This window comes from Xenorhabdus bharatensis (assembly GCF_037996705.1).
Taxonomy (GTDB): Bacteria; Pseudomonadota; Gammaproteobacteria; order Enterobacterales; family Enterobacteriaceae; genus Xenorhabdus; species Xenorhabdus bharatensis.
Genome location: NZ_JBBMXG010000006.1, coordinates 172362 through 193277, shown reverse-complemented (window position 1 = coordinate 193277; position 20916 = coordinate 172362). Strand labels below are relative to the sequence as shown.

The 20916-nt window shown below is 45.7% G+C and carries 15 protein-coding genes, 1 tRNA gene and 2 pseudogenes; 11 read left to right on the top strand and 7 right to left on the bottom strand.

Annotated elements, in window-relative coordinates; genetic code table 11:
• Nucleotides 1-42 precede the first annotated feature (42 nt).
• The 3 genes from AAC855_RS08140 to pepA all read right to left on the bottom strand — a co-directional run bounded on the left by AAC855_RS08140 (nucleotide 43) and on the right by pepA (nucleotide 5114).
• Nucleotides 43-2940 (bottom strand): valine--tRNA ligase, encoded by a 2898-nt coding sequence (locus tag AAC855_RS08140; protein WP_340609088.1) that lies wholly within the window; start codon nucleotides 2938-2940, stop codon nucleotides 43-45.
• Nucleotides 2941-2953: 13 nt separating this feature from the next.
• A complete protein-coding gene (locus tag AAC855_RS08135) occupies nucleotides 2954-3418 on the bottom strand; it encodes a DNA polymerase III subunit chi (RefSeq protein WP_340609087.1) in 465 nt (154 codons plus the stop codon).
• A gap of 187 nt (nucleotides 3419-3605) precedes the next feature.
• Nucleotides 3606-5114, bottom strand: coding sequence for a leucyl aminopeptidase (gene pepA / locus AAC855_RS08130; protein ID WP_340609086.1), 1509 nt, complete (start codon nucleotides 5112-5114; stop codon nucleotides 3606-3608).
• 280 nt (nucleotides 5115-5394) lie between these two features.
• On the opposite strand from pepA, the gene lptF reads away from it, so the two are divergent.
• The 3 genes from lptF (at nucleotide 5395) to AAC855_RS08115 (ending at nucleotide 8651) form a co-directional block, all read left to right on the top strand.
• Nucleotides 5395-6498: an LPS export ABC transporter permease LptF gene (lptF, locus tag AAC855_RS08125; RefSeq protein ID WP_340609085.1), complete on the top strand. Its 1104-nt coding sequence runs from the start codon at nucleotides 5395-5397 to the stop codon at nucleotides 6496-6498.
• The gene (lptG, locus tag AAC855_RS08120; protein ID WP_340609084.1) at nucleotides 6498-7574 is read left to right on the top strand and encodes an LPS export ABC transporter permease LptG; all 1077 of its coding nucleotides are present in this window, start codon (nucleotides 6498-6500) and stop codon (nucleotides 7572-7574) included. Before lptF ends, lptG begins: the two co-directional genes overlap by 1 nt.
• Nucleotides 7575-7982: 408 nt before the next feature.
• The gene (locus AAC855_RS08115) at nucleotides 7983-8651 is read left to right on the top strand and encodes a hypothetical protein (protein WP_340609083.1); all 669 of its coding nucleotides are present in this window, start codon (nucleotides 7983-7985) and stop codon (nucleotides 8649-8651) included.
• A 62-nt stretch (nucleotides 8652-8713) separates the two neighbouring features.
• Here AAC855_RS08115 and ampH read toward each other — a convergent pair whose 3' ends face one another.
• Complete coding sequence (ampH, locus tag AAC855_RS08110; protein ID WP_340609082.1) at nucleotides 8714-9976, bottom strand: D-alanyl-D-alanine-carboxypeptidase/endopeptidase AmpH; 1263 nt, start codon at nucleotides 9974-9976, stop codon at nucleotides 8714-8716.
• 395 nt (nucleotides 9977-10371) lie between these two features.
• On the opposite strand from ampH, the gene AAC855_RS08105 reads away from it, so the two are divergent.
• The 5 genes and pseudogenes from AAC855_RS08105 to AAC855_RS08085 all read left to right on the top strand — a co-directional run.
• Nucleotides 10372-10456: transfer RNA gene (locus tag AAC855_RS08105), tRNA-Leu, on the top strand.
• 198 nt (nucleotides 10457-10654) lie between these two features.
• Nucleotides 10655-11710, top strand: coding sequence for a tyrosine-type recombinase/integrase (locus AAC855_RS08100; protein ID WP_340609081.1), 1056 nt, complete (start codon nucleotides 10655-10657; stop codon nucleotides 11708-11710).
• 43 nt (nucleotides 11711-11753) lie between these two features.
• On the top strand, nucleotides 11754-12077 hold the full coding sequence (locus tag AAC855_RS08095; RefSeq protein ID WP_340609080.1) for an IS630 transposase-related protein: 324 nt from the start codon (nucleotides 11754-11756) through the stop codon (nucleotides 12075-12077).
• A 22-nt stretch (nucleotides 12078-12099) separates the two neighbouring features.
• The gene (locus tag AAC855_RS08090) at nucleotides 12100-12585 is read left to right on the top strand and encodes an IS630 family transposase (protein ID WP_340609121.1); all 486 of its coding nucleotides are present in this window, start codon (nucleotides 12100-12102) and stop codon (nucleotides 12583-12585) included.
• A gap of 9 nt (nucleotides 12586-12594) precedes the next feature.
• Nucleotides 12595-12822 (top strand): annotated as a pseudogene (locus AAC855_RS08085) (integrase); the annotation flags it as partial.
• A 67-nt stretch (nucleotides 12823-12889) separates the two neighbouring features.
• Here AAC855_RS08085 and AAC855_RS08080 read toward each other — a convergent pair.
• Nucleotides 12890-13057 carry a hypothetical protein gene (locus AAC855_RS08080; RefSeq protein ID WP_340609079.1) on the bottom strand — a complete coding sequence of 56 codons (168 nt, stop codon included), beginning with the start codon at nucleotides 13055-13057 and terminating at the stop codon, nucleotides 12890-12892.
• On the bottom strand, nucleotides 13041-14219 hold the full coding sequence (locus AAC855_RS08075; protein WP_340609078.1) for an IS701 family transposase: 1179 nt from the start codon (nucleotides 14217-14219) through the stop codon (nucleotides 13041-13043). Before AAC855_RS08075 ends, AAC855_RS08080 begins: the two co-directional genes overlap by 17 nt.
• Before the next feature lie 850 nt (nucleotides 14220-15069).
• Between AAC855_RS08075 and AAC855_RS08070 the strand changes: the two genes are divergently transcribed.
• From AAC855_RS08070 to AAC855_RS08060, 3 genes are all read left to right on the top strand, one after another.
• Nucleotides 15070-15711: a hypothetical protein gene (locus AAC855_RS08070; RefSeq protein ID WP_340609077.1), complete on the top strand. Its 642-nt coding sequence runs from the start codon at nucleotides 15070-15072 to the stop codon at nucleotides 15709-15711.
• Between the two features lie 66 nt (nucleotides 15712-15777).
• Nucleotides 15778-17775, top strand: coding sequence for a DNA methyltransferase (locus AAC855_RS08065; RefSeq protein ID WP_340609076.1), 1998 nt, complete (start codon nucleotides 15778-15780; stop codon nucleotides 17773-17775).
• 4 nt (nucleotides 17776-17779) lie between these two features.
• The gene (locus AAC855_RS08060) at nucleotides 17780-20410 is read left to right on the top strand and encodes a DEAD/DEAH box helicase family protein (RefSeq protein ID WP_340609075.1); all 2631 of its coding nucleotides are present in this window, start codon (nucleotides 17780-17782) and stop codon (nucleotides 20408-20410) included.
• Between the two features lie 66 nt (nucleotides 20411-20476).
• Here the strand turns inward: AAC855_RS08060 and AAC855_RS08055 are convergent.
• Nucleotides 20477-20872, bottom strand: a pseudogene (locus AAC855_RS08055) (transposase); the annotation flags it as partial.
• Nucleotides 20873-20916: the final 44 nt, after the last annotated feature.

Here is a 20916-nt window from a genome sequence, read left to right as displayed (position 1 = left end):
GCCACTGCAAATATACAGTGGCTTAATTTAATTCAGAAAATCTTACAGAGCAGCGATAGTTGCTTTTTGTGCCAGTAATTTTTCTTTAGCTGCATTGTTTGTTGCCAGACGCTCACGTTCTTTGGCAACAACGGCTTCTGGTGCGCGGCTGACAAATCCTTCGTTGGATAGTTTGCCTTCGATGCCACTGATTTCTTTATCCAGCTTCTCGATTTCTTTATCCAGACGTGCCAGTTCTGCATCTTTGTCTACTAAACCAGCCATTGGGATCAGCACTTCTGCACCGTTGATAAGCTTGGTCACAGAAACAGGAGCTTCTTCGCCTGCTGCCAGAACGGTAACAGAGGAGAGACGGCCCATTGCCTGAAGGAAGTTCAGGTTTTCAGCGACGCGGCGCTGTGCATCGGCATTCGCATCACGCAGCAGAACCTCCAGTGGCTTGCTTGGTGCGATGTTCATTTCTGCACGGATATTACGTACAGCAATGATCGCCTCTTTAATCCATTCCAGATCGTTCAGCGCCAGTTCATCAACTTTCGCCTGATCGAATTCAGGGAAAGATTGCAGCATGATGGTATCTGCATCAATGCCCTTAACCACTTTCACACGTTGCCAGATGGTTTCGGTGATGAATGGAATGATTGGATGAGCCAGACGCAACAGACCTTCCAGCACTTCGATCAGAGTATGACGTGCTGCGCGGACTTCTGCTTCAGAACCTTTATTGATAGCCGGTTTGGAAAGTTCCAGATACCAGTCACAGAATTGGTTCCATGTGAATTCGTAAAGAATATTAGCGGCGATGTCGAAACGGTAAGTATCCAGCGCTTCGCGATAAGCTTTCACTGTCTGATTGAATTCTGCCAGGATCCAGCGGTCTGCCAGTGACAGTGACATTTCGCCACCATTTTGACCACAGTCCTGTCCTTCGGTGTTCATCAGCACGAAACGGCTGGCATTCCACAGTTTGTTACAGAAGTTGCGATAACCTTGCAGGCGTTTCATATCCCAGTTGATATCACGACCCGTAGAAGCCAGTGCTGCCAGAGTGAAACGCAGGGCATCAGTACCGTGGGCTTCAATGCCTTCCGGGAACTGTTTTTCAGTACGCTTGCGGATTTTCTCTGCCATTTGTGGCTGCATCATATTGCCGGTGCGTTTTTCCAGCAGATTTTCCAGCGGAATGCCGTCAATCATATCCAGCGGGTCGATAACGTTCCCTTTGGATTTAGACATCTTCTGGCCTTCTTCATCGCGGATCAGACCTGTCATATAGACCGTCTTGAATGGCACTTGAGGTTTGCCATCTTCATCTTTGATGAAGTGCATGGTCATCATGATCATGCGGGCAATCCAGAAGAAGATGATATCGAAGCCACTGACCAGTACATCGGTCGGGTGGAACGTTTTCAGTGCTTCAGTCTGTTCAGGCCAGCCGAGGGTTGAGAATGTCCACAGACCGGAAGAGAACCAAGTATCCAGCACATCATCGTCCTGAGTCAGAGTAATCTCTGCACCCAGATTGTTTTCGCGGCGAACTTCTTCTTCATCGCGACCCACATAGACATTGCCTTCTGCGTCATACCATGCCGGAATGCGGTGGCCCCACCACAATTGACGGGAAATACACCAGTCCTGAATATCACGCATCCAAGAGTAGTACATGTTCTCGTACTGTTTTGGTACGAACTGGATGTCACCATTCTCGACGGCTTCAATCGCCACTTTTGCCAGAGGTGCGGTGCGGACATACCACTGGTCAGTCAGCATTGGCTCGATGACCACACCACCACGGTCACCATAAGGAATGGTCAGATCGTGAGGCTTGATTTCTACCAGCAGACCCTGTTTTTCGAATTCAGCAACGATAGCTTTACGGGCGGCAAAACGTTCCATGCCACAGTATTCAGCCGGGATCTCGGTTGAATAAGCGTCAGAAGCTTCACCATTGCTATTGAACACTTCTGCGGTTTCGCGGATATCACCGTCGAGTGTCAGGATATTGATCATCGGCAGGCTGTGACGCTTACCGACTTCATAGTCATTGAAATCGTGGGCCGGCGTGATTTTCACACAACCAGTGCCTTTTTCCATATCAGCGTGCTCATCGCCCACGATAGGAATACGACGGTTTACCAGTGGCAGAATGATTTCTTTGCCAATCAGATCTTTATAACGTGGATCTTCCGGGTTAACAGCAACACCGGTATCTCCCAGCACCGTTTCCGGGCGGGTTGTCGCAACAATCAGATAATCTTTGCCTTCGGCTGTTTTCGCGCCGTCTGCCAAAGGATAACGCAGATGCCACATTGAACCTTTGACTTCGCGGTTTTCAACTTCGATATCAGAAATTGCTGTGCGCAGTTTTGGATCCCAGTTAACCAGACGCTTACCACGATAAATCAGGTCGTCCTGATACATGCGTACGAAGGCTTCTTTAACGGCTTTTGACAACCCTTCATCCATGGTGAAGCGCTCACGCTCCCAATCCACAGAGTTACCCAGACGACGCATCTGGTTAGTGATTGTGCCACCGGATTCCGCTTTCCACTGCCAAATCTTGTCAATAAAAGCATCGCGGCCATAATCGTAGCGAGTTTTATTTTCTTCAGCTGCGATTTTGCGCTCAACAACCATTTGCGTTGCGATGCCTGCGTGGTCAGTACCGACCTGCCACAGCGTATTTTTGCCCTGCATACGCTGGTAACGCACCATCGTATCCATGATAGTCTGCTGGAAGGCGTGCCCCATATGCAGGCTGCCGGTCACATTCGGCGGTGGAATGACGATGCAGAAGCTTTCACGGCTGGTGTCGCCATTTGGCTTGAAATAACCACTCTTTTCCCAGTGATCGTAAAGAGGTTGCTCTATCTCTGTCGGGTTATACGTTTTATCGAGAGATGGCTCAGATTGCGTTTTAGTAGCGGGTGTCTTTTCCATTTTATCTTGATATTTAATAGGTTGGCGGGGTTGCCATGGTCAAATTAAAGCCGACGCTACGATAGGATTTATATCGTTCGCGAGCTAACTGTTTCAGATTTTCATCAATAGGGACGAAGTCTACCACTTCATGGAAAGCTGTGGCAAAGTCTGCAAAATGAGGAAGCAGTGTTATCAGAATATCACGGGGAGCATTGCCCCTTTTCTGCGGCCAGCATAATTCTACAGGTGCGCCATAACGGGGGCCTTCTCCTGCAAGGTTGTGTGGCACAAACTGGCTCGGCTCTCGCTGCCATAGGACTTCATCCAGCTTTTCGGCCTGCTGCTGGCTTTCACAAGCAATCAGAACCCGCTTCCCTGCACGCCATTGGTCAGCAGCAAGCTGACATGCCAGCCACTCATGTGGCTGTAAATCATCTAAACACGATGATTTTTCCGGTGACATTTTTTCCAATAAATAGAAAGTGGCGTTTTTCATAGTCTCATGATTATCGAAAATAGGTTACAGAAAAATGGTTAAACGATAGGTAAGGTGACGGAAAAAGGGTATTGCAGCAGCAATACCCTTTTCTTTAATACCTTTTTATCGCCATCATTTTTCAGGTTGTAACTCGAAATCTGTTGGGTATACGCCATATTATTATGCAAAAAATGGCGGAGGGGTATTAATCATCAGCATTAAGACCTGCACGATTTAACAGGAATTGTGCCAACAGTGCAACCGGACGACCTGTTGCTCCTTTCTGCTTACCTGAACGCCATGCTGTACCGGCGATATCCAGATGTGCCCAATTGTATTTAGCCGTATAACGCGACAGGAAAGCACCGGCAGTAATCGCGCCGCCAAGACGCCCACAGGAGTTAACCATATCCGCGAAATTGGATTCCAACTGCTCGGAAAACTCATCGCCCAACGGCAGACGCCATGCCCGATCACCGGCCTGTTCTGACGCATTCAGCAGTTCATGCGCCAGTGGATTATGGTTGGACATCAAACCAGTATAATGACTGCCTAATGCAACCATACATGCACCTGTCAGTGTGGCGACATCAATAACCAGCTCTGGCTCGAAACGCTCAACATAAGTCAGCGCATCGCACAGCACCAGACGACCTTCCGCATCGGTATTCGTGACTTCAACGGTCTGGCCGGACATTGTGGTTAAAATATCCCCGGGGCGATAGGCACGGCCACCGGGCATATTCTCGCATCCAGCCAGAACACCGATGACATTGATGGGTAATTGCAGCTCAGCCACAATTCGCATAGCACCATAAACAGAAGCCGCACCGCCCATGTCGAACTTCATATCTTCCATGCCATCGGCTGGCTTGAGGGAGATACCGCCGGAATCGAAAGTCAGGCCTTTACCCACCAGTACGATAGGTTTCGCATTCGGGTCTTTACTGCCTTTATATTCGATCACTGACATCAGGGATTCGTTCTGAGAACCCTGACCTACCGCCAGATAGGCATTCATGCCCAGCTCTTTCATCTGCTCTTCACCAATCACTTTGGTAACCAGATTTTCAGCGCTGTCAGCAAGCTGACGTGCCTGTGAGGCAAGGTACGCAGCATTACAGATATTAGGCGGCATATTAACCAGATCTCTTGTCGCCTTAATGCCGGCAGCAATGGCAAGGCCATGCTGAATGGCACGTTCACCGCTGGTCAGCTCGCGGCGGGTCGGCACATTGAAAACCATCTTGCGCAGAGGCCGTCGCAGTTCAGTTTTGCTGCTCTTAAGCTGGTCGAAGACATACAGTGACTCTTTTGCTGTTTCGACAGCCTGACGTACTTTCCAATAGTTGTTGCGTCCCTTGACGTGTAATTCAGTCAGGAAACAGACAGCTTCCATTGAGCCGGTTTCATTGAGGGTGCTGATGGTTTTCTGAATAATCTGCTTATACTGGCGCTCATCCAGTTCACGCTCTTTTCCGCAACCAACCAGCAGAATGCGCTCAGACAGCACATTAGGAACATGATGCAGTAGCAGGGTCTGACCCACTTTGCCTTCAAGTTCACCGCGGCGCAGTAAGGCACTGATATAACCGTTACTTATTTTGTCAAGTTGTTCTGCGATAGGGGAAAGACGGCGCGGTTCAAATACGCCGACAATAATACACGCACTGCGTTGTTTCTCCGGACTACCGCTTTTTACACTAAACTCCATGCGTTCTCCTGAATCTTAAAGACAAAGACAGATACAATCGCTAAAATACCATGTTCCGCATTAAATCATCCCAAATAAAGTTCTCTGTTATGTTAAGCTGAGCATATTAATTTTAGATACTTAGCCAACGATAAGTATGCTCTAATTGAGAACAAATATATGGAATGCTTTGGTATCATTTTAGCTACGGGGAAGCCAAACTGATTCATATAAATGGTAGATATACGACGAAGTTAGCGACTTTCCTGCAAAAAGACAAGTTTTCACAGGCGTAATAAGCGTGATCATCATTAGATATCTGGTACGGGAAACCCTGAAAAGTCAAATCGCAATACTTTTCATCTTACTGCTGATCTTTTTCAGTCAGAAATTAGTTGAGGTATTGGGCGCGGCGGTGGAAGGTAATATTCCCGCAAATTTAGTTTTATCTTTGTTAGGGTTAGGTGTGCCGGAGATGGCGCAGCTAATTTTACCCCTGAGTCTATTCCTCGGGGTGTTAATGACATTCAGTAAACTCTATACGGAAAGCGAAATTACTGTCATGCATGCCTGCGGTTTAGGTAAAAGCGTGCTGGTGAAATCCGCCCTCATTCTGGCTCTGCTTACAGCGATGCTGGCTGCGGCCAACGTTATCTGGTTCACTCCGTGGTCATCCAAGTATCAAGAACAAGTGCTGGCAGATGCGAAAGCAAACCCAAGCCTTGCCGCAATAATGGAAGGGCAGTTTAAACCTTCCAATGATGGCAATATGGTGCTGTATATCGGTAACGTGAAAGGGAATAATTTTGAAAATGTTTTCCTTGCCCAGCTTCGTCCGACGCATAATCAACGGCCCTCAATCGTCATTGCTGATGGCGGGCATATGGAAGCATTACCCAACGGCAATCAGGTTGCGGTACTTCATACAGGAACGCGCTACGAGGGAACGGCCTTGTTACGTGATTTCCGCATTACCGATTTTAACGACTATCGTGCCGTTATCGGGCATCAAGACCCGGATGTAGACAGCGGTAAAGTTGAACAAAAATCAATGACTGAACTATGGCATAGCAGCAATGATAAAGATGCCCGCGCTGAACTTCACTGGCGTCTGACTTTGATTGCCTCTGTCCTGATTATGGCATTGATGGTTGTTCCCCTCAGTGCAGTCAACCCACGACAGGGGCGCGTACTCAGTATGCTGCCAGCCATGTTGCTCTACCTGATTTTCTTCCTGCTGCAAAGTTCCCTGCGTTCGGCTGGTGGTAAAGGGAAGCTTGATCCTATGATCTGGATGTGGCTGGTTAACGGCGTGTATTTTGCTCTGGCACTGGCGCTCAACGTATGGGATACCACCCCGATGCGTAAACTGCGTTCACGCTTTAAGACTCAAGGAGCTGCCTGATGTTTGGTGTATTAGATAGATATATCGGGCGGACAATCCTGCAAACCATACTGATGACACTGTTCACGCTGGTGTCGCTATCCGGCATTATTAAGTTCGTCGATCAGCTGCGTAAAGTCGGGCAGGGCGAGTATACCGCCCTTTCTGCCGGTATTTATACCTTGCTGAGTGTTCCCAAAGATATCCAGATTTTCTTCCCGATGGCGGCTTTGTTGGGCGCGCTTTTGGGGTTAGGTGCGCTGGCAACCCGCAGTGAGCTGGTGGTTATGCAGGCTTCTGGGTTTACCCGTCTTCAGGTTGCCGGTGCGGTAATGAAAACGGCTATTCCGCTGGTTTTACTGACAATGGTGATAGGTGAGTGGGTTGCTCCGCAAGGGGAGCAAATCGCCCGTAATTTCCGCTCACATAAAATGTATGGCGGTTCTTTGATGTCCACCTCGAAAGGGCTTTGGGCAAAAGATGGTAATGATTTCGTCTACATCCAGAGTGTTGGGAAGGATAGCTCTCTGAACGGTGTCAGTATCTATCATGTTGATAACGACAAAAAGCTATTATCTGTGAAATATGCGGCATCTGCTGTGTATGATACGGAAAATGCGCAGTGGAAGTTATCTCAGGTGGAAGAATCTGATTTAAATCATTTTGGCCGGATCACCGGTTCACAGTATATCTCTGCTGACTGGAAAAGCCGACTGACACCAGAAAAACTGGGCGTTGTTTCCCTCGAGCCTACCGCGCTTTCTATTCGTGGTTTGCATCAATACATTACTTACCTGAAACAGAGTCAGCAGGATGCAGGGCGCTACGAACTTAATATGTGGAAAAAGGTTTTTGCTCCGTTATCCGTGGCGGTTATGATGTTGATGGCACTTTCCTTTATCTTCGGACCGTTGCGTAGTGTTCCTATGGGATTCAGGGTTGTAGTAGGGATAAGCTCAGGCTTTGTTTTCTATGTCCTCAATGAGATATTCGGCCCGCTCAGTCTGGTTTATAGCATGCCACCAGTATTGGGTGCATTGTTGCCGAGTCTGCTGTTCTTTATGGTAAGTGTTTACTTACTTTTGCGCAGAAAATAATATCAACCAATTGAAAAATAACTTTATTTATTGATCGCCTTTATCTTCAACGGTAGAGGCGATTTTTTATTTTTTCAAATGAGAGTGAAAACCACAGTCTTTAGACGGTGACCTTGAACTTAAATATTTTGACGTATATGCGTTTAGTCAGGACTGACGATTTTAGTCGGTGGTAGTTTATTTATTGAATAATAAAGGAATTAATTTTTAGCTAGAAATTAGTTTACTTTTATTACTAGTTATTTAGTATAGATTCACCAACATTGATTATATTTTGCAGTGTTTTTTATCAATTATTAATTGTTTTTTTATCAGGGAAGTTTTCAATATGGCCTTACTAAAACCCAACGAGCATCATTAATACATCAAGCTTATCTATTGCTGGGTAGTTAATATGAGGGCTTTTTCATGAAGTACTTTAAATTTTTTTCAGAAGGATTTTCTCTCTTTGAGGATGTTCCTTATAACGCGACTGATGAATATCGATTAACTATATCAGGCCATGGAAGTTTGGATGGAGGGATTGAAATATTGGATCAGCCTTCAAATTTCATTGGACCAGAAAAGTTGATATCTATTTTAAATAATTACTTTGGGAATGATATTTTTAAATACCGTCATATACGTCTATTATTTTGCTATTCGGCAGACAATAAAAGTTGGTATAGCGGTTCTTTTGCAGGCAATTTTTCTCGGTTACTCCCTGATCCTAAACGGTTTATCGTTGAAGCTTACGAAGGAACGATTGGCTTGGCGATGACTGCTTGTTATGAAAGGGATGAGACCTTAAGCTTTGAAGAGATATCACGATTCAATCGAACTAACTATCGTGAGGAAAACCCTAAAATGATATTAGCATCTGATTATGATACCAGTGATGTCAATAATCTTTTGTTTCGAAGTAGTAAAATAACACATCATAAAATCAATCAGTTAAAGAATGCGTTTTGGAACTCAGTGGATGAAATTGAAGATACCTTTGATTCTTGTGAACCTCTTAGGCTAATAGATATTGTTGCATCCAGAATATATTTTTGTAATGGAAAATCGAGCAAAAATATAAATGATTTCCGTTAATCTCCATCAAATATAGCCTGAGTTTTGATGGAGATAAACTCAGGCTGTTATTTTTTATAGGCTTATTTCTTTACCAATTCCATTACCGGTTGCTCTGGAATCTGGTTATGATTCTGCGCCAGTGCAGTGACCAGCTCATTGACTCCTTTAGTTACCTGATGAAACTTACTGTGCTCTTTTCGGGTCATTACGATAAAAACCCCAATATTTTGTTCAGGGATCATCGCCATATAAGTGTTGAAACCGCCGCCGCCGCCTGTTTTCTGATAGATACCCGGAACATCTTTCTTACCGTTCATATAAACCCAGCCAAGCCCGATACCATCGGCTTTTCCTGCTACATCCATGCCTTTGATTGAGGCCAGCTCAGTGCGTTTAAAATAAATACCCTGTTCACGGCTGGCAGTCTGTTTTCTCAAATGATTGTGGGAGGATAAAAACTGCTGCATCCAGCGCTGCATATCGGCGGGAGTAGAATAAATACCGCCACTGCCTGCGGCGGCGATGGTACTGAGGCAAGGGCTGGATTTTATCCCCTCCATTAACCGGGCACATTGGGCAGGAGTTGGTGTTAGGGTTGTATCCTTCATCTGATAAGGGAGGGTAATTTCTTCTTGCAGCAGGCGGCTGTATGGTTCACCTGTTGCTTTGGAAAGGGCATCTGCTAATAAATCATAGGCCAGATTAGAATAAGAAGCGGTTGTTCCGGGGGCGGTTTCTAAATCTGCATTTTTCAGCCAGTTCCATCGGTTGGACTGAGTTGGCCAGATAAATACCGGTCGTCCCCATTTTCCTCCGGGTTGTTCCCGTGGTAACCCACTGGTGTGGCTTGCCAGATGATACAAGCGGATTGGCTGGCCGGCATCAAAATCGGGAACATGCACACCATGATAAGTATATTTTTGTAATGGATCGGTGATTTTAATCCGCTTTTGCTCTGCCAGTTTGATCATGACTTCGCTGGTCATCAGCTTGGAGATTGAGGCGATGCGGATTAAAGAATTTTGGCTGGGTTTAATCCCGCTCCCTGGATAAGTTTCCCCAAAACTATGATGTATAACTTGATTATTATCAATCACCACTATCGCCATGCCTAGCGGGTTACCTTCACTAAAGATTGACTGGGCATACTCTTTGACCAGTGCTGAAGCCATTTTCCGGTTTGAAACATCGCCATCAAACACTTCCCACTTTGTAGGCTGTTTTGTAGATTGTTTACTTGAATGCAGTATTTTTTTCTGGTGTGAATTGCCAGAAGCGGAACAGGCTGAAAGCGCTAATGAAAGAGCGGAAACAACACAAAATTTATAGAGCCGTTTGTTCATTTTCGGATTAACCAATCAGGGAGCGTAATGCATGGGAAACTTAACCGTTATTTATTTTTCTTAAATATCGCAATAACGGCACCGATAACAAAACCCAGCAGAATACCTGCGAATATCCAATTGATAAGCGTCATACTGATTTACCTCAACAGCAGTGTTTTATAGTATTTTATTCTGAATTATATAAGGAGATTATGGGTTGTCTATCGATGATAAGAAGTTATAAAAGGTCGATTTATGTTACATAGAATAATATGGGCTTAAATTTGAGCGATTTTATGTGAAAGTTATTGTGTTTGCTTTTTTTTTCAGCACTTGAACAAAATTGGAAGGATAAGTGTTGCGAATGGTCTTCGGGCAAGTATAATGGCTCTCGTTTTCCGACCCCTTTCAGTGCCGAAGTGGCGAAATCGGTAGACGCAGTTGATTCAAAATCAACCGCCTTCGGGTGTGCCGGTTCGAGTCCGGCCTTCGGCACCATCGGAACATCTATAGACGTCAACGGGCGTCTTTTTTTGTGCCTGAAATCCAGTACTCGCAAGGCTTTCCTCGCTTTTTCACTCAACCTAAGTCAACCTGATTCAATCTACATCAACTTACTGATGCGGGTACAACTGCGGGTATATCGCTGTTCGATAATGTTTGTACCCACACAGACCCCTTGAAAGGATACTCATCATGGATCTGAGTGATGTGAAGGTTCGTTCGGCAAAGCATGAAGCAAAAGCCTATAAGCTGACTGACGGTGAAGGTATGGTTTTGCTGGTTCACCCTAACGGCTCCAAATACTGGTGGCTTCGTTATCGCTTTGGCAGCAAAGAGAAGATGCTGGCGCTAGGGAAATACCCCGAAGTCTCGCTGGCGGATGCCCGGGCACGCCGGGATGAAGCCCGTAAGCTGTTAGCTAATGGTGTTGATCCCAGTGAGAACAAGAAAGCCGTTAAGGTAGAGCAGGAGCAAGAGGCGATAACGTTTGAAGTGGTTGCCAGAGACTGGCACGCCAGCAATCAGAAGTGGTCTGCATCACATAGTTCTCGTGTATTGAAAAGCCTCGAAGATAATCTCTTTGCTGCTATCGGTAAGCGGAACATTGCGGAACTGAAGACCCGGGATCTTCTTGTACCCATTAAAGCGGTGGAATCATCCGGGCGGCTCGAAGTCACCGCTCGATTACAGCAACGTACTACTGCGATTATGCGTTTTGCTGTGCAGAGCGGTTTAATCGACTACAACCCCGCACAAGAGATTGCAGGTGCAGTTGCCACGGCAAAAAGGCAGCATCGTGCGGCTCTGGAGCTTAACCGTATACCTGAATTACTTCATCGCATTGATCACTACTCCGGCAGGCCGTTAACCCGCCTAGCGATTGAACTCACCTTGTTAGTTTTCATTCGTTCAAGCGAACTTCGTTTTGCCCGCTGGTCAGAAGTAGATTTTGAAACTGCCATGTGGACGATTCCAGGTGAGCGTGAACCGCAGGAAGGTGTTAAACATTCTCAGCGTGGCTCAAAGATGAAGACGCCGCATCTTGTTCCCCTGTCGCGACAAGCTCTCTCTATCTTCGAAAAGATCAAAAGCATGAATGGGAATCGTGAGCTGATTTTTGTGGGCGATCACGATCTGCGTAAGCCGATGAGTGAAAACACGGTGAACAAGGCTCTGCGAGTAATGGGCTATGACACGAAAACGGAAGTCTGTGGGCATGGTTTCAGAACTATAGCAGAATCATATTAATATGACATAATATCTGGATTCACATAACAAAGGATAAAGTGCGATGGGCTACAGTCTGGATTTTCGAAAGCGAGTATTGGCATACAAAGAAAAGTATTCGTTGACATTCGAACAAACGAGTCACCATTTTGATATTTCTATGCGAACTTTATTTCGGTGGCATCACAAAATAGAACCCTGTGTGACACGGAATAAGCCGCCCACGAAAATCAGTGATGAAGCGCTTCTCACCGATGTCCAAAATTATCCCGATGATTATCAATGGGAAAGAGCAAAACGCTTGGGTGTTGCGCAGTCTGCTATCCACTACGCCTTGAAACGGCTGAAAATAACGGTCAAAAAAAACGCTAAGGCACCCCAACGCTGACGCTCAGGATCGTCAGGCTTTTATCGAACGCATCGACTACTATGAACAAGCGGGGAAACCGATTGTTTATCTGGATGAAAGCGGTTTTGCCCAGTCTATGCCCCGTACACGCGGCTATTCGGCGAAAGGGCGGCGCTGCTTCGGGACACACGATTGGCAGGCCAAAGGCCGCATCAATGTCATTGGTGCGATCCTCAAAAAGACCTTCGTGACCTTAAGCTTATTTTCGGGAAGCATTAATGCGGATGTCTTTCACGCCTGGATGACACAAGATTTGCTGCCCAAGCTCCCCAGCGGCGCCGTGATTGTCATGGATAATGCCTCATTCCATAAACGGCATGACACGATAAAAGCGGTAGCAGACCACGGTTGCCTGTTGGAATGGTTACCCCCTTATAGCCCGGATTTGAATCCCATCGAACCGAAATGGGCTGAAGTCAAAGCGATAAGAAGGCGAGAAAGGTGTTCAATTGACGAGCTGTTTATGGAACACGTGAAATGTGTCTAATTATTCTGATTTGGCTATATGGCATGTAGTTCGCTGATTGAGTCAGGGCTCTGGTCTAGGGATGCAGTGGAACGGCAGATGAGCCATATGGAACGTAACTCTGTGCGTGCGGCTTATATTCATAAGGCCGAGCATCTTGATGAGCGTAGACTGATGCTGCAGTGGTGGGCTGATTTTCTGGATGCGAACAGGGATAAGGAGGTGAGTCCGTTTGATTTTGCTAGGCTTGGGCGATGAGCAGCCACGATTTATATCCTACGTTGAGTACTACCCTGCATGAGAAAGACTTTAAGATTACCTAGTACTACAGTCGTAACTGTTCCGTGACCAAATGTCCTTCTCGGCGGCGGTAATGAAATTGTTGCGCACGGTATTGATGTCGTCGTCGCCAGTTTGACCAATAGAGGATCTGTTCGACGGTTTCCCCGGCCTTGAACATCAGTTTTGACAGCAGCTTACGCAGTTCCGACACACTCAGGGCTATCAGTCCCTCTGGCGTTTTTTTTCTCCTGGAGACGCAAAATAGCCAGAACGGCATGAGTCAATAACGACAGCGTAATATGCAGCGTAATATGCCGATACCAACTTTTCCATTGTCTCACTTCGTATTGATCCAGACCGCATTCGCCTTTCGTTTCCTCAAAACCACTTTCGATTTCCCAGCGATGTCCGGCCACCTGAACCAGCGTGTTGAGAGCCTGGTCTTCGCGGGCATAGACGAGATAGTAAGCCCGTTCTTGCTTTTCATCCCGGCTACGCCGGAGCAGCAAATAATGGCCATAACACGGCGCCGCTTCACTTATCTGCGAACGCCAGAGAGAGAGCCGCGCCCAGTCATACCAACGTTCTCCTTTTGTCCCCGACCCCGCTGAGAGTTTTTTCCAATTCTCCGGTGTCAGGCTATCAGCAATCCTATCCGCTCTGACAAACCGAGGCTGTTGCCACCAGAGTCGTTGATTTTTTGGGATCGCCAAAACAAACGTCTGATGCCGGGATTCCAGCCAGCTACGCAGGCGGGGGTCACGATCATACACCGCATCGGCCGTGACCCAGCGACAGGGAATACCCGCATCTAAGGCGCGTTCCAGCATGTGCCGGGCGAGCTGAGGTTTGGTGGCAAAGCTCACGGAATCCGGGATCCCGGCGATTTTACAACGGGGGCGATCCTCAGTCCACTGTTCAGGCAGGTATAAGTCCCGGTCAATAAAGGCATGGCCGCCGTTGCTCGCGTAGCATAGGAAGACGCCTATCTGACTGTTTTCTACCCGTCCCGCCGTTCCACTGTACTGACGTTGTACCCCGGCAGAGTGGGTGCCTTTTTTGATAAACCCGGTTTCATCAACGATGAGGATACCTTGCTCATCGCCGAGATGCTCCGTCACATAGTCACGCAGAATGTCGCGGGCCGCGTCGGCATCCCAAAGGGCGCGTTCCAGAAAATACTGAATACCATCAGGTGAGCGTTCACCCAGCCATTCCGCCAGTTGCCAGCCATTTTTACGTTCAACATCACTGAGCAATCCCCGAAGATAATCCAGACAATGTTGTTGAGAGGCCGCCGTGTGAAACAGCGAAGCCAGACGGGAATGGATGGCCAGCAGCTCCTGTTCCCAGAGGTTGACAGGTGAGGTCATGGGATCCCCCCTTGGTGTGAGGAAGAAGAGAACTCTATAATGACACAATACGGAGCACGACTGTAGTACTAGATTGATCTCCAGTTGACGCATGTGAGCAAGAACAGCATCCTTAGCACCTATAACCATGCCTAGGATCTTGATAGCAGGCGGGGGATAATGAGGTAGCATATTGATTATTTTTAAAACGAAGGGGTTATGCCAACGCCACTCGTAAGGTAGTAATTGGTAATAAAAGCTATCAACGCCAGTAAGGATAATGGCGTTGATAGATTAGCTTTTTTTTGCCGTAAAATTCAAATGTTGAATAAAGCAACATAAATGGTGTTTTATACTTGATGAGGTATCACATCAAAATGAGAGTATAACACCATGGCTCCGTACCAGACATGTATCGCATTAATTGAATTATGTTGATGGTCACAGGGTGTGGTGGATCTAGCCACCATACCATGCGGAACAGTTTCGGCACCATATAAGGTATGTCATCTAGAAGGTAATCGTATCGTCCAAATGTTGATACGTGTGTAGGTGGAAAGCTCTCTAAGGGGTCTAATGCCAAACTGTACCGGAATGTACTCCAGATCCGTTTTTGTGCTTCTAGAGTCAGGCTAGCTAAATAACCATTCATTTAACGCCTAAAGCCAATCCCAACTTATATCTAATATATTAATTTTCTTTATAATCAATATTTTACTTAATTTTGCGTGTTCCCATTTAAAGAGGGATTCAATTAAAATGGCTATCGAATCACAAATTGATTCAAATTATGATTCTATTTTTGATTCATTTGTTGACAGGGGTTAAGATTCATGTATGCTAACTCAATGTCAAACACAAGAGCCTAATCATGAGCCTATTAAATAATCTTAATAAAAAATTTAATTCTGATATTAAAAACACTGTGACCTTAAGTGTTCGAGTCACTAATGAAGAAAATGCTGTACTCCAAGAAATTGCCGATGTTGTTGGCTGTACAAGACAAGATGTTATGTATCAGTTGATCTCCGACTATGCTATCCCCGAATGGTGGAAGATGAAAATGGAAAGTGAGAATGAATTAACAGATATTGCTGATGAAAATAGCGGTGTTTCTTATTTCCTCTTAAATACTAATAAAACAAATAGCACCGTTGACCATAACATCATTCTGGAGCAAGGAATTGCTGCAACTTTCGAAGATGATTATATAGGGAAAATCAATAGAATAAAAAAAGGGGATGTTGTTTTCTTATACGAATCAGGGTCAGGGATTGTGGCATATGGTTTTGGTAGTGGCCAGAACATTGATGAGCCTAATCCAGAAAAAATTAACCATAACTCAATGCGATATCAGGTGTTATCTGATTTTTCTTTGCTGGAAAAGCCTTTATCTGCAAGAGATGTAAAACGAGTACTTGAAAATGATATACCTTTCGCTCAAACACTGTCACGCGTTAAAAATGGTGAAGTGTTATATAATTATCTAAAAAATAAAACTAATCTCGCATAAGAGAAAGTATTTTAATTTATTTGGTTATTAAGGTGATTGTTTTTTAATCTTTCATAAGGTAATGGCATGCAAACCGAATTAATAAAAGAACTGAACAAGGTTTTAAAAGGTTTTTCGCAATTCTGGAACGGAGAGGAATTGCACCGCTCAATGGTGATTGAAGCTATCAGTAAAAAACAGCCAGATCTAATCAAGGCATTGGTCACTAATGAAAAAGTGCGTTCTGTTTATGGTACGGATGTTGATGGTATTTTCATCTTTGACTTTGATAAATTATGTAGCCTGCTCAAATACAAGGAATACTGGGCTAACAGCTTCACTAAATACCGGAACAAAGTGGGATTAACAAGTGAAGGTAAATACATTGATTACAGCTCGGATGTAGTACTTGACTTCCCCTTTAAGGATTGCATTCTTGAAGGCGGGATGACAAAAGAGGAAAACGGTAAAAGTGAATTGTACTACAATGAGATAATTGCAAAGGATGAAATAGATAACCTTTTATCCCCAAAGGCTTTTACATCTATAAAAAAATATAATAAAGAATCTGTTTCTGACAGGCTATTATCATTCATCTCAAATGATAATATTTTATTAAAAGGGAATAATTTAATAGCACTACACTGCTTGAAGAAAAGATTTATTAATTCAGTTAAGTTAATCTATATCGATCCACCATACAACACTGGAAACGATAGTTTTAGGTACAACGATAAGTTTAATCGTTCTACATGGCTTACGTTTATGAAAAATAGACTATCAATCGCAAAAGAATTATTAAGCGATGATGGTATCATATTTGTTCAATGTGACGACAAGGAGCACTCCTCCCTGAGATTTTTAATGGATGATATTTTTGGTAGGGATAACTTCCTAAACAATATCGTCGTAAAGACTTCTGATCCTTCAGGATTAAAAGTAGTAAATCCGTCACCATATTCTCAAACAGAATACCTTCTAATGTTTTGTAAGGACAGGAGCAAGTACACCTACACACCTCAGTTCGTAAAAAGCTCTTACGACCCATCATACGGGAAATTTATAAAAAACATAAATGATGACTATTGTCAATGGGAGACGTGCTCTTTAGCTGAACATTTCGCTAAGTGTAAGGGTTTTAATAGCGTTAAAGAAGCAAAGGAAAAATATGGTCGATTAGATTTTGACGAAGGAATGGCTCAATTCGCGATTGAAAACGCAGATGCTGTTTATCAAGCAACCGCAATAAGCAATGCGGCTGGCAAAAAAATCGTAGAGATTAGGGATGAGTCTAAAAAGAATCCGGGTAAAATCTATAAAGTAGAAAGGGATAACGACAATATATATATTATTAACGGAAGACAAATATATTTTTATTCTAATAAGGTCAAGAATTTAAATGGAACTCTGACCCCCACCATGTTACTTACTAATCTATGGCTTGATATCCCGTGGAATGGAATAGCTAATGAAGGTGGTGCTATTTTTAAAAATGGGAAAAAGCCTGAAAAACTGATTCAGCGGTGTATTGAGTCATGTACAAAAGAAGGTGACTTGGTTTTGGACTTCCACCTTGGGAGCGGAACAACAGCAGCAGTAGCCCATAAAATGGGGCGTCGCTATATTGGCATTGAGCAAATGGATTACATCAATGAGATTACCGTGCCGCGCCTGCAAAAAGTCATCGAAGGCGAGCAGGGTGGTATATCCAAAGACGTTAATTGGAAAGGTGGGGGAAGCTTTGTCTATGCCGAACTGATGGAGCTGAACGCGTACTTCGTGCATGCAATCCAGAAAGCGCAGTCTACTGAGGAACTCGAAAAACTGTTTTCCGTAATGAAAACGGAGGCGCACCTCAATTATCAGGTGGCACTTGAAAACGTGCTGTCCGCTGAGTACGAAATGGAAGGCATTCCACGAAAAGTTGCATTCAGCGAGTTGGAACTGCACGAGCAGAAGCAGCTTCTGATTGAAATACTTGATAAAAATCAGCTCTACGTGAACGCCTCGGAGATGGACGACTGCGATCTGAACATTTCAGAGAGCGACAAAGCTTTCACCCGCAGCTTCTACGGTATGGAGTGACGGCATGGCGAAGAAACCGAAATCAGGCGGCAGTGAGAAGCTACTGTTTAACAAGCTGAAGCAATTTGACGAACCCGGTCTGTTCCATGACAACTACCAGACGCCGGGCTACGTTCAGGCGAACCTGAAGGACGAGTTGCGTCCGTATCAGCACGGGGCACTTCGTTACCTGCATTATACGCAGCGTAAGCGGGAAGAGGCACTGCTGCATTACCGCCACCTGCTGTTTCACATGGCAACCGGTGCTGGAAAAACGATGGTGATGGCGGGAACGATACTCTATTTGTTTAAAGAGTACGGGTATCAGAACTTCATCTTCTTCGTGCATACCGACGCGATTATCCAGAAAACCCGCGAGAACCTGCTTAACCCACAGTCGCCGAAGTATCTGTTTAGTCAGGAACTGGAAATTGATGGAGAAAAAATCACCATTTCACCAGTGGAGACGTTTCCGTCTGTACCTGAGCACAATACGATTTATCTCAAGCTCTCGACCATCCATAAGATACACGACGAGCTGAACAGCTATCGTGAGAACAGCATTACCTATGAGGATTTGAAAGAAATCCCGCTAGTGCTACTCGGTGACGAAGCGCATCACTTCAATGCCGGCACCAAAGCTAAAGGCAAGGTGAAAACCTCACCGGAGAACGAGGAGCAGACGTGGGAGCGCACGATTGAGAATATCCTCGACCTGCGACTGGATAATCGCTTATTTGAGTTTACCGCGACCATTGACCTTGCAAATAAAGATATCGGGCAGAAATACCGTGACAAGGTGGTGTATCAGTATGATCTGAAACAGTTTATGTCAGACGGTTACTCGAAAAAGGTCATGCTGCTGGAAGCCAACCAGAACGACCGTGACAAGATGCTCGATGCCGTGCTATTAAGCCAGTACCGTAAGCTGACGGCAGCGGATAACGGCATCGCTGGCTTCAAACCGGTCATTCTGTTCAAGTCGAACAAAATTGCCATCTCAAAGGCGAAGCAGGATGAATTTTCGCACCTGATTGCCGAGCTGACACCTGAGAGCGTCAGACGTCATCTGGCGAACAAAAAAGTACAGCTCAGTTCTAACACCAGTATCTGGCATAAAGTGATACAGCGTTACGCTGAGAGCGATTTGGTGACAGTTATCGGGCAGATTCAGGAAGATTTTAACGACTTCAATCTGCTGAACGTCAATAAGTCAGACCTGCTGGAAGAAAACCCCGTTCTGCTGAACACGCTGGAAGAAGTCGATAATCCGGTGAGAGTCGTCTTTGCAGTGGCAAAGGTCAATGAAGGTTGGGATGTACTCAACCTCTACGATATTGTCCGCATCAGCGAACAGGCGAGCAGCAGCAAAACCGGCACGGACAGCGAGGCGCAGCTTATCGGGCGCGGTGCACGCTATTATCCGTTCCGTTATGACGGCAAGCGGAGCTTCACCCGCCGGTTTGATAACAGCGCGAAGGATTTAAGCGTGCTGGAACAACTGCACTATCACACCATCAATGAACCGGCGTACATCAAAACGCTGCACGCTTCCCTTGAGCAGGCGGACATTGACGTGCATCAGGATGGTGGCGGCACAATCGAACACGCTAGGCTGAAAGAGGACTTTAAAAAGTCCGCCATCTATCAGACGGGTAAACTGTACTTCAACGAAGTGGAAGAGATAGAGAGCAGCAACCGCTGCTGGGAAACGTACTCACTGGAAACGCGTTTTGAAATATCGTATCAGACCGCCGGTGAGGAGTCACTGGACAACCTGACAGGGGTAACGGGCAACGTCACGAAACATGAACCGCTGGTACTGGATGAGCGTTTTTACCGCAAAGCGATGCAGAGAATCCGCTTCTACGAGCTGGATAACCTGCAACGCTTTTTCCCGAAGCTGACTGGTATTCGTGAGTTCATCGGCAGTGAAGCCTATCTTGGCAAGCTGAGAATCACCGTCACCGTGCCGCAGCCGCTGGATTTCTCTGCCGTACCGGCAAAAGAAAAACTGCATCTGCTGGAAAACGTCCTGCTACGTATCTCAGAGAACGTACGGCGCAATGACCAGAAGGTGAAAGGCACATATCGCTTCATAAGCCTGCCGGTGAAGGACGTTATCAAGGACTACAGTCTGCACATTGACCCTTCCGTGATAATTAACCAGAAAATCACTGCCGCGCAGACCATCGGTAAAAAATGGTACGTGTATGACAACGCGATACTGAATCAGCTTGAGCATCGTCTGGTGAAAATGCTGGAAGCCTTTATGCCGAAGCTCAGAGCCCGTTACGACGATATTTATGTACTGCGTAACGACGAACAGTCAACGCGCTTTAAGCTCACTGAGTTCGGCGGCGTGCGCGGCTTTATGCCGGACTTCATTATGATACTGACGCGCCATGCGGATAATGCTTACTGGCAGGTCTTCCTTGAGCCGAAGGGAGATGACAGATTGCTGGATGACGCATGGAAAGAGAAAATGCTGGAAACCCTGAATGACAGGGATCGCATTGTGATTGATGAAAGTGAGGACGTCAGACTGGTTGGGATTAAGTTCTTTGCCAACAGTCAGATGGAGGCATTTGTCAGCGATATGCAGGATAAAATTAACGATGGTGAGCCACTGGAAATCTCATCACTGCTGCTTTGAACACTGCAATTAAGAAAAGCGGAGCCTTGTGCTCCGCTTTTACTGTTGTTGAAATTCCATTCCCTATACATCCGCGTCATACCGCTCTTTGAACGCAGCGGCTATCTCACGGGTGGTCATCCCTTTGGCATACAACGCGAGGATCTGGTTATCCATCCCGGTAATACGGGTCTGATTTTTCTTCACCAGTTGTGGTTCGAAGGAGCCATCACGATCGCGCGGAGTACGCAGTTCCAGTGGGCCGTCGCCCGTGATAACGCTCTTTGTGGAATAACCGTTGCGGGAGTTAGTTCCCGGTTTGGGCTGGTTTTTCTCGTACCCGAGATGATGCGTCATCTCTGCATTGAGTGCAGTCTCAACGCTGATCTTTTTCAGCAGACGATCAAACTGGCTGAGGTCTTCAGGGGTTTTGAGGTTTTTGGCCAGTTCGTTAGCCAGAGCCTGTAACTGTTTTTCGTCCATAAATTAACCTTCATTTGATACTGGATTGAACACATCAAAATCAG